This is a genomic window from Xanthomonas maliensis (genome assembly GCF_009192945.1).
GTDB classification, from domain to species: domain Bacteria; phylum Pseudomonadota; class Gammaproteobacteria; order Xanthomonadales; family Xanthomonadaceae; genus Xanthomonas; species Xanthomonas maliensis.
Genome location: NZ_NSET01000007.1, coordinates 1 through 9640, shown reverse-complemented (window position 1 = coordinate 9640; position 9640 = coordinate 1). Strand labels below are relative to the sequence as shown.

Sequence of the window (9640 nt, the reverse complement as noted above, 5' to 3'; positions counted from 1 at the left end):
GCCGGTGGCGCCGGCCACCAAGCGCGAATAAGTGTCGCGTGCCTGCGAGGCGATCCACAAACAGCGGCCGATCACCACCAGATACAGCGTCAGCACGGTCGCCACGCCGATCCAGCCGAATTCCTCACTCAATACCGAGAACGCGAAATCGGTGGTCTGCTCGGGGATGAAGTTCAGATGCGACTGCGATCCCAGCCCCCACCCCTTGCCATCCAGCCCGCCAGAACCAATCGCGATCTTGGACTGGATGATGTTCCAGCCCGCACCCAGCGCATCGTTCTCGGGATTGAGGAACATCATGATGCGGTCCTTCTGGTAGGGCCGCAGCAACCAGAACCAGGCCACCGGCGCGACCGCCGCCACCCCGCCCACGCCGACCGCCACCCACCACCACGGCAGGCCGGCCAGCAACAGCACGAACACGCCGCTGGCCGCGATCAGCACGCCGGTGCCGAAGTCCGGCTGCAACATGATCAGCGCGGTCGGCACGCCGATGATCACGCCGGTGACCAGCACGGTCGGAATGCGTGGTGGCAGCGGCATGCGGTGCAGATACCAGGCGGCCATCATCGGCAGGCTGATCTTCAGCAGTTCGGCCGGTTGCAGGTAGAACAGCCTCAGGTCCAACCATTGCCGGCCGTATTTGCCGGTGCCGAGCACGAAGACCGCCAGCAGCGGCAGCATCGACAAGCCGTAGATCCACGGCGTCCACGCGCGCAAGCGCAGCACCGACAACCGCGAGATCCCCCACATCGCGGCCAGGCCGATGACGAAACGAATGCCCTGGGCCAGCATCAGATGGCTGCCATTGGTCGCGCCGCCGGCGCTCTTGAGCACCGCCAGCCCCATCACCATCAGCGCCGCCAGCGCCAGGCACAACACCCAGTCCAGGCTGCGCGTGAAGCGCCCGGCCATCTCCGCCAGCCAACGCAGGATGTCGCTCACCGATCGGTCTCCGAGACGCTGTCCGGCACATCGGGCACGATCGGTTGCGCCGGATGGTTGGGATCCAACGCCACCGCCTCTCCGCCGATCACCACCGGCCGCTCGTCCAGCGCCGCTGCGGCGGCATCGCCGGCCTGGCGTGCATCGCTGGCACCGGCTTCGAAGCGTGCGGTGCCCACTGCAGTCATGCCCAGTTCGCTGTCCAGCGGCTCCAGGCCTTCCGGCAACTTGCCCAGCAACCAGGCATCGAAGATCTTGCGCGCGATCGGCGCGGCCGAGCTGGTGCCGAAGCCACCGCCTTCCACCGCCACCGCCACCGCGATGACCGGGTTGTCGGCCGGCGCGAAGCCGACGAACAAACCGCGATGGCGCAGGTGCAACGGCAGGCTGCGCGGGTCCACCGCTGCCACGCCCTTGCGGCTGACCACCTGTGCGGTGCCGGTCTTGCCGGCCATCTGGTAGGGCGCACCGGGCGTGATCGCATAACCGGTACCGCCAGGCCGCATGGTGTCCATCATGCCCTCGCGCACCACCTGCAGATGCGCCGGGTTCTGGCTGAGCGGCTTGCCTGGCGGCTGGATCATCGGCTCCCAGGGATGATCGAAACCGGTGCGTTCTTCCAGCACCAGGTGCGGGCGCAACAGCACACCGCTGGCGATCGCCGAAACCCCGCGCACCAGCTGCAGCGGCGTGACCTTCCAGTCGCCCTGGCCGATGGCGATGTTGACGGTGTCGCCGGGATACCAGCGCTCCTTGCGCGTCTTGTACTTGTAGGCCGGCGACGGCAGGATGCCGCCGATCTCGCCCAGCAGGTCCACCCCGGTGGGCTGACCGAAGCCGTACTCGCCCATGTAGCGGTCGAAGCGCTCGATGCCCATGTCCACCGCCAGGCGGTAGTAATAGGTATTGACGGATTGGGCGATCGATTTGCGCAGGTCGGTCCAGCCATGGCCGCCGCGGTGCGAGTCGCCCCAACCGCGGCTGACGCCGGGCAGGTAGAACATGCCGGTGGACAGCACCCGGTCCTCGGGGCGGCGCAGGCCGCTGTCCAGGCCAGCCAGCGCGATCAGCGGCTTGAGCGTGGACCCAGGCGCCACTCCGCCGAGCACCAGCCGGTTGAACTGCGGCCGCGACGGGTTGTCGTTGAGCATCTTGAAATCGGTATGCGAGATGCCGTTGACGAACAGGTTGGGGTCGTAGCTGGGCAGGCTGACCATGCCCAGGATCTCGCCGGTGCGCGGATCCATCGCAATCGCCGCGCCCTCGTGCTCGCCGAAGGCGGCCACCATCGCGCGCTGCAGGTCCGCATCCACCGACAGCCGCAGATCCGCACCCGACTGCGGCGCGACCCGGCCGACGGTGCGGATCGCACGGCCCTGGACATTGGTCTCGACCTGCTCGTAGCCAACCTGGCCACGCAGGTCCTGTTCGTAATAGCGTTCCAGACCGGACTTGCCGATATGGGTCAACGCAGCATTGCCCTCGCCGAGCACGGCCAGGTCCTTCTCATCGACCCGGCCGACATAGCCGATGATGTGCGCGAACAAGGGCCCATAGGGATAACGCCGGGTCAGGTAGGGCTCCAGCTCCACGCCCGGAAAGCGCCAGCGCTCGACCGCGAACCGCGCCATCTCCTCGTCGCTCATGCGCAGCTTCAGCGTCACCGGCAGGAAGCTGCGGCGCGCCTTGCGCTCGCGGTGGAAGCGCTCCAGATCCTCCGGCGAGATCGGAATGACCTTGCCCAGTTCCGCCAGCATGGCCTCCATGTCGGCGACCTTGTCCGGCGTCACGTCCAGCCGAAAGGCCGGCACGTTTTCGGCCAGCAGCCGACCATTGCGGTCATAGATCATGCCGCGCCCCGGCACCACCGGCCGCGGCTTGATGCGGTTGGCTTCCGAGCGGGTGGCGTAGACCTCGTGGTCGAGCACCTGCAGCTTGAAATACCAGCCCCCCAGGCCGACCAGGCAGAGCAGCACCATCAGGAAACCGAGCACCGCGCGGCGGCGGAACTGCTCGGCCTCGGCATGCGGATTCTTGGGGTGGCGGCGCCCGTGCATGTGCTACTTCTTGCCCCGCTTGCCCAGCCGCAGCGCATCCAGCAATACGAACAGCGGCGGCCACAGCGCCATGCCCAGCAGCGGCGCCCACCAGTAGCTCCAGGGCAAGGTCGGCTCGCCGATGGCCAGGTGCACCGCCGAAGAGACGATGCGGTCGTTCAACAACAGGCCACCGATCGCCAACGCCTGCTGCGATAGCGGGAAGAAGCGCAAGCGCGCGCGGAAGCGCTGCAGGATGAAGGTCATGATCACCAGCCGCAGCGCCTGCTCGCCCAGCAGCCCGCCATACAGCAGGTCGGCCAGCACGCCGGCGCCGAACGCCACCCCCAAGCCAACCCGATCGGGCTCCTCGATCACCCAGTAGGCCAGCACCAGCGCCAGCCAGTACGGGCGCAGCGGCTGCACCAGCACCGGCAACGGCAGCAGCCCCAGTACCAACGCGATGACGATGCTGACCGGCAGGATCCAGCCATTGCGCATGCGGCTCATGGGGTGGTTGCCTCGGAAGCCGGGACGCGGGGGGCAGCAGTCGGGACCCGGGACTCGGGAACCGGGACCCGGGGAGAAGCGTTCGGCGTCGCGGTGGGCGGGACCCGGGACTCGGAAGCCGGGACCCGAGGAGAAGCGCTAGGCGTCACCTGGGTCGGGATCCGGGAGTCGGCGGTCGCGGTCGGGACCGGGGACGAGGCGCTGGGCATCTCGGTTGGAGCGGCAGCCACGCGCGCCCGGCCGGCCACCGGCCCACGATCGTCAGAGCCGCTCGCATTGCCGTTGCCGTTGCTGTTCCCGGGTCCCGAGTCCCGGGTCCCGGGTCCCGGCTCTCCCGGCTCTCCCGGCTCCACCCGCAACGGCTTGCCGGCCCGCAACAGCAGCACATCCCGCCCACGGTCCAGCTTGGCTGCCGGCGTCAGTTCGCCCACCAGGAAGGCGTGGGTGTCGTCCGGCCGCAGCGCCGAGACCTTGCCGACCGGGAAGCCGGCCGGGAAGCGGCCGCCCAGTCCGGAGGTGACGATCTCATCGCCGACCTGCACCCCGGCGCTGAGCGGAATATCGCGCAGCTCCAGGCGGTCGCCGCGGCCGTAGACGATCAGGCGCACGCCATTGCGCGCCACGCTCACCGGAACCGCGTGGTCGGGGTCGGTCAGCAGCAGCACGGTCGAATGCAGCGGGGTGACTTCGATCACCTGCCCCATCAGGCCGCCGGCATCGATGACCGCCTGACCCAGTTGCACGCCTTCGCGACTGCCGGCATCCAACAGCAGGCGCTGCCGGGTCGGGTCCAGATCGATGTCCAGGATCGGCGCCAACTGCACATCCAGACCACGCCGCTCGGCGACGTTGAGCAGTTCGCGCAGCTGAGCGTTGTCCAGGGCCGCGGTCTGCAGCCGGGTCAGGCGGGCATTGGCCACCAACAGCTGATTGCGTAGCGCGCGCGTCTCTTCCACCAGCTGTGCATGGGTGGCGGCGTTGTCGCGCACCTGCGAGCCGATCCGACCGGGCAAGCCCGCCACTGCCCAGACCGGTTGGATCAGTAGATTGGCCTGATGGCGCAGCTCGCTCAACCAGCTGCCGCGGCTGTCGAGCACAATCAACACGACCGCCAGCGCCAGATAGACCAGCAGGCGGAGCGTGGAGGTGACTTCACCAGGGCGGGAAGCGACCGGAGGGCCGGCGTAGGAAGGCACGTTCAGGGCCGGGAATCGGGATGCGGGATAGAAAATTCAGGGAGCGATCGGCTGGCCCCGAGACGGATACGGCAAACGCGTGAATCAGCGGAATTGCGCGGCACTTCCGCCGGGCCGTAGGCAGGAATCGCGGCTGCGATTCCCCACTGCCGACTCCCGAATCCCGGACGCTTCACTCCGGCGCGAAGAACTCGTTGCCGTGCATGTCCACCAGCTCCAGCGCACGGCCGCCACCACGGGCGACGCAGGTGAGCGGATCATCGGCCACCTGCACGTGCAGGCCGGTCTCCTCGGAAATCAGCCGGTCCAGGTCGCGCAGCAGCGCGCCGCCACCGGTCAGCACGATGCCGCGCTCGGCGACGTCGGCACACAGTTCCGGCGGCGTCTGCTCCAGTGCCAGCTTGACCGCCGACACAATGCCCGACAACGGCTCGTGCAGCGCCTCCAGCACTTCGTTGGAGTTGATCTTGATCATCTTCGGCACCCCTTCGGCGAGGTTGCGGCCGGAGATTTCCATTTCCTGCACCTCGTCCTGCGGGTAGGCGCAGCCGATCTGCAGCTTGATCCGCTCGGCGGTGGCCTCGCCGATCAGCATGCCGTGGTTGCGGCGCACGTAGTTGGTGATCGACTCGTCGAACCGGTCGCCACCTACGCGCACCGACTGCGAGTAGACGATGCCGTTCAGCGAGATGACCGCCACTTCGGTGGTGCCGCCGCCGATGTCGATCACCATCGAACCGCGCGCCTCGGTCACCGGCATGCCGGCACCGATCGCCGCGGCCATCGGCTCTTCGATCAGGTAGACGTCGCGGGCACCGGCCTCTTCGGCCGATTCCTTGATCGCGCGACGCTCCACCTGGGTGGAACCGGCCGGCACGCAGACCAGCACGCGCGGGCTGGGACGCAGGAAACGCGACTTGTGCACCTTCTTGATGAAGTGCTTCAGCATCGCCTCGGTGTAGGTGAAGTCGGCGATGACGCCGTCCTTCATCGGGCGGATGGTGGTGATGTGTCCCGGGGTACGGCCGAGCATCTGCTTGGCCTCCGCACCGACCGCTGCCACCGAACGCGTTCCCCCGATCGCCCGATCCTGGCGAACCGCCACCACCGATGGCTCGTTGAGCACGATGCCCTGTCCGCGCACGTAGATCAGTGTGTTGGCCGTGCCCAGATCGATGGACAGGTCGTTGGAGAACATGCCACGGAGTTTCTTGAACATCGAGGGAGTGGTTCCTGGGGAAGGCGCCCGCCGCCATGCAAAGTGGCTGAAAGTGGGCATCAAACGAAGTCGGCTAGCCTAGCAATCCCCCCTGGTACGGGCAAGGAAAAATGCGTCTGAACGGGCTGGTTTTCATGTTGCGGTCACAGCGCGCGTGGCAAGCGGTTCTAGCCCTCTCGGTTCGCAGCCGTTACCCTTTGCGCCGCGGCGTCCACGCCGTCGTGCCGCCATGTCCGGAAACTGGCGGATTTTCCCCTTTGTAAAGGCCCGACTCGATGTCCGCACTGATCTGTGGTTCCCTCGCCTACGACACCATCATGGTGTTCCCGGACCAGTTCAAGAACCACATCCTGCCGGACAAGGTGCACATCCTGAACGTGTCGTTCCTGGTGCCGCGCATGCGCCGCGAATTCGGCGGCTGCGCCGGCAACATCGCCTACAACCTGCACCTGCTCGGCGGCGCGCCGATTCCGATGGGCACGGTAGGCCAGGACTTCGGCCCGTATCGCGAGCACTTCGAATCGCTGGGGATCGACCTGTCGCGGGTGAAGATCATCGAGGACCTGTTCACGCCGCAGGCCTTCATCACCACCGACCACGACAACAACCAGATCACCGCCTTCCACCCCGGCGCGATGATGCGCAGCCACGAGAACCACGTGAAGGACGTCCCGGGCGTGACCCTGGGCCTGGTCGGCCCGGATGGACGCGAAGGCATGATCCAGAATGCCGAGGAATTCGCCGCTGGCGGCGTGCCCTTCATCTTCGATCCCGGCCAGGCGATGCCGCTGTTCAACGGCCCGGAGCTGCGCCAGTTCATCGAGCAGGCCGACTACGTGGTGGTCAACGACTACGAGTCCAACCTGCTGCAGGAACGCACCGGCTGGAACGAGCAGGACATCGTCTCGCGGGTGCAGGCCTACATCACCACCCAGGGCCCCAAGGGCGCGCTGGTACATACCCCCGAGAAGACCTACGACATTCCGCCGGCCCACGAGCGCCGGGTAGTCGACCCGACCGGCTGCGGCGATGCCTTCCGCGCCGGGCTGATCTACGGCATCCAGCACAACTACGACTGGCTGACCATTGGACGGATGGGCAACCTGATGGGCGCGCTGAAGGTCGAGCACCCCGGCACGCAGAACCAGCGCTTCGATTTCGCCGAGTTCAACGACCAGTTCAAGCAGCAGTTCGGCTACGCGCTGTAAGCCAGGCCGGGGCCCGACCTGAGGCCTGCCGGCCGATCCGGCGCCGCGGCCCTATCCGCTGCGGTACCACATCCAGCAGCGCCGTGGCGACGCCGTGACCGGCCGCCTCGGCGCCGGCCAGGCCGGTGACGGGCGCGGCGGCACTGGATCGCGGCCCAACGCCACGGCTGCTGCGATTCCAGCCCGCGCGCTGACGCCCGGACCTGACCCGGCCGAGCCGGCTGGCGGAACGTCGTCTCCCTCCGCGGCCAAGTGCGCGCTGCGCGGCGGCCGCGCGCGCTTTGCTGCAATGCGGTTTGAGCACGGGACAGGTTTGTGTCTCTACTGGCGGCCCGCGCCCTTAGGACCGCTGGCCCATGGTCGAGCCAAGCGCCGTCGCCCATCCCGTCGTCGTGCACGAGGAACCGGACCTGCTGCGCCGGATGCGCCGGCTGCGCGATATCACCGCCCTGGCCGCCCCGCTGTCGCGCTCCTGGCGACGCTGCCTGGACGACTACGCCTTGTTGCCGGAAGCGCCACCGCACCCACTGGTCCACGACGCGGTGCAACTGCGCGAGCGTCAGCAAGCACTCGGCGAGGTGCTGCGGATCGCCAGGGTGGAAATGGAGAATCTCTACGAACAGATCAGCGGCAGCGGCTATGCGGTGATCTTCGCCGACCGCGAAGCCTGCGTGCTGCACAGCGTCCACGATTCTGCGCTGCTGGGCGAATTCCGCCAGGCCGGCTTGTTCTGCGGCGCCAGCTGGGCCGAGCGCGATCAGGGCACCAATGGCCTGGGCACCTGCGCGATCGAGCGCACCGCCGTCAGCGTGCACCGCGGCGAACACTACCTCACCCGCCATCTGCCGTTGTCGTGCAGCGCCGCGCCCATCCTGGATCCGCACGGCAAGCTGTTGGCGGTGCTGGATGCCTCCACGCCCAACGCCCGCGACGGCAAGCAGATCCAGCGCCACACCATGGCCCTGGTCAGCATGTCGGCCGCGCAGATCTCGCGCTCGCATTTCCTCAATCAGTTCGGCCATGCCTTCATCCTGCGTTTCCATAGCCGGCCAGAATTCGCTGGCCTGCTGCACGAAGCGCTGATCGCCATCGATCCCGATGGGCGCGTGCTGGCCGTCAACGAGGCGGTACTGGAACAATTGGGCAAGCACGACCGCAGCCAGTTGGTGGGGCGCGATATCTCGCAGGTGATGCAGCTGGATGTCGACACCTTGCAGCACCGCGCCGGTAGTGACGCCGGTACGCTGTGGTCGATCCGCTGCGCCTGCCACGGGCGGCGCTTCTACGCGCTGGTGCGGCCGCCACGCGCGCGGCAGATACTTCCCGCAGTGGGCGGTGCCGCAGCGGCCACCACGGACGAGGAGCGGCAGCCGGGCGAACATGTCGGTTCGGATTCGCGCATGCGCCATAACCTGGCGAACGCACTGAAGCTAGCCGCCCATCGCGTCCCGATCCTGCTGCGCGGCGATACCGGTACTGGCAAGGAGGAATTTGCCAAAGCCGTGCACCGCGGCTCACCGTGGGCCAGCGGTGCGTTCGTGGCGATCAATTGCGCCGCGATTCCCGAGGCATTGATCGAAAGCGAATTATTCGGCTACGCACGCGGCGCATTTACCGACGCGGCGCGCGAAGGCCGCCACGGCAAACTGCTGCAGGCCAGTGGCGGCACTCTGTTTCTGGACGAAATCGGCGACATGCCGCTGCCATTGCAAAGCCGCCTGCTACGCGTGCTGGAAGAGCAATGCGTAACGCCGCTGGGCAGCGAGCGAGCGGTGCCGCTGGAGCTGCACGTGATCAGCGCCAGCCACCGCGATCTGGCGCAACGGGTGGCGTCGGGCGAGTTTCGCGAGGATTTGTACTACCGGCTCAATGGCGTGGTGCTGCACCTGCCGCCGCTGCGCGAGCGCAGCGACAAGGCTGAATTGATCGGCACGCTGCTGCGCGAGGAAACAGGCGAGCGCGCCGTGCGCATCAGCGAGGATGCGATGCACAAGTTGCTTAGCTATGCCTGGCCGGGAAATCTGCGCCAGCTGCGCAACGTGCTGCGCACGGCCGCGGTGTTGTGCAATGCCGGAGTGATCCGGGTGTCCAACCTCCCGCAGGAGATCGTCGATGCCGGCAGCGGCCCCTGCCTGGTCGACGGCGGCGCCGTGGCCGCCGACGACGTCCCTGGTCGCATCGCGTTGGATCAGGCCGAGCGACTGGTGCTGCAGCAACAGCTCGAACGCCATCGCTGGAACGTCAGCCGGACTGCCGAGGCATTGGGCATCAGCCGCAATACGCTGTATCGCAAGCTGCGTAAGCATGGATTGGAAACGGGCTAAGAGCGGCTAACAAAACGTAGCGAGCAGCCGTCAGGTGGGCGCGGACGGCGCGCAGGAACCGCAGTGTGAGAGGGGTCCATGAGGATTCCGAGCACCGGCCGCGCCCGCCTGGCGGCTGCGCAGTCGTTTTGTTAGCGATCTAAGGCGTTAGCTCGGTGTTGCACGGATGCTGGCGCATGCCTAGCAGTGACCATCACGGGAT

Annotated in this window: 7 protein-coding genes and 1 other RNA gene; 2 read left to right on the top strand and 6 right to left on the bottom strand. The window is 67.4% G+C overall.

The genetic code is table 11. From position 1 onward, the window contains the following. The 5 genes from CKY51_RS02630 to CKY51_RS02610 all read right to left on the bottom strand — a co-directional run. Positions 1-945, bottom strand: a 945-nt coding sequence (locus tag CKY51_RS02630) for an FtsW/RodA/SpoVE family cell cycle protein (protein ID WP_152248841.1), incomplete at its 3' end; no start/stop codon positions are given. Next, a complete protein-coding gene (mrdA, locus tag CKY51_RS02625; RefSeq protein WP_022972403.1) occupies positions 942-3002 on the bottom strand; it encodes a penicillin-binding protein 2 in 2061 nt (686 codons plus the stop codon). The genes mrdA and CKY51_RS02630, both read right to left, overlap by 4 nt. A gap of 3 nt (positions 3003-3005) precedes the next feature. After that, entirely contained in the window at positions 3006-3491 is a 486-nt protein-coding gene (gene mreD, locus CKY51_RS02620) for a rod shape-determining protein MreD (RefSeq protein WP_022972404.1), read from the bottom strand. After that, entirely contained in the window at positions 3488-4687 is a 1200-nt protein-coding gene (gene mreC / locus CKY51_RS02615) for a rod shape-determining protein MreC (RefSeq protein WP_022972405.1), read from the bottom strand. Before mreC ends, mreD begins: the two co-directional genes overlap by 4 nt. Before the next feature lie 172 nt (positions 4688-4859). Beyond that, the gene (locus CKY51_RS02610) at positions 4860-5906 is read right to left on the bottom strand and encodes a rod shape-determining protein (protein WP_003482734.1); all 1047 of its coding nucleotides are present in this window, start codon (positions 5904-5906) and stop codon (positions 4860-4862) included. 275 nt (positions 5907-6181) lie between these two features. Between CKY51_RS02610 and CKY51_RS02605 the strand changes: the two genes are divergently transcribed. After that, on the top strand, positions 6182-7114 hold the full coding sequence (locus CKY51_RS02605; protein ID WP_022972407.1) for a carbohydrate kinase family protein: 933 nt from the start codon (positions 6182-6184) through the stop codon (positions 7112-7114). 356 nt (positions 7115-7470) lie between these two features. Continuing rightward, the gene (locus CKY51_RS02600) at positions 7471-9438 is read left to right on the top strand and encodes a sigma-54-dependent Fis family transcriptional regulator (RefSeq protein WP_022972408.1); all 1968 of its coding nucleotides are present in this window, start codon (positions 7471-7473) and stop codon (positions 9436-9438) included. A gap of 4 nt (positions 9439-9442) precedes the next feature. On the opposite strand, the gene CKY51_RS02595 is transcribed toward CKY51_RS02600, so the two are convergent. After that, positions 9443-9518: non-coding RNA, sX9 sRNA (locus CKY51_RS02595), on the bottom strand. Positions 9519-9640: the final 122 nt, after the last annotated feature.

Excerpts from the sequence above, each read along its gene's own strand:
- mreD (WP_022972404.1), bottom strand. The coding sequence starts at position 3,491 with ATGAGCCGCATGCGCAATGGCTGGATCCTGCCGGTCAGCATCGTCATC.
- CKY51_RS02610 (WP_003482734.1), bottom strand. The coding sequence starts at position 5,906 with ATGTTCAAGAAACTCCGTGGCATGTTCTCCAACGACCTGTCCATCGAT.
- mrdA (WP_022972403.1), bottom strand. The coding sequence starts at position 3,002 with ATGCACGGGCGCCGCCACCCCAAGAATCCGCATGCCGAGGCCGAGCAG.
- CKY51_RS02605 (WP_022972407.1), top strand. The coding sequence starts at position 6,182 with ATGTCCGCACTGATCTGTGGTTCCCTCGCCTACGACACCATCATGGTG.
- CKY51_RS02600 (WP_022972408.1), top strand. The coding sequence starts at position 7,471 with ATGGTCGAGCCAAGCGCCGTCGCCCATCCCGTCGTCGTGCACGAGGAA.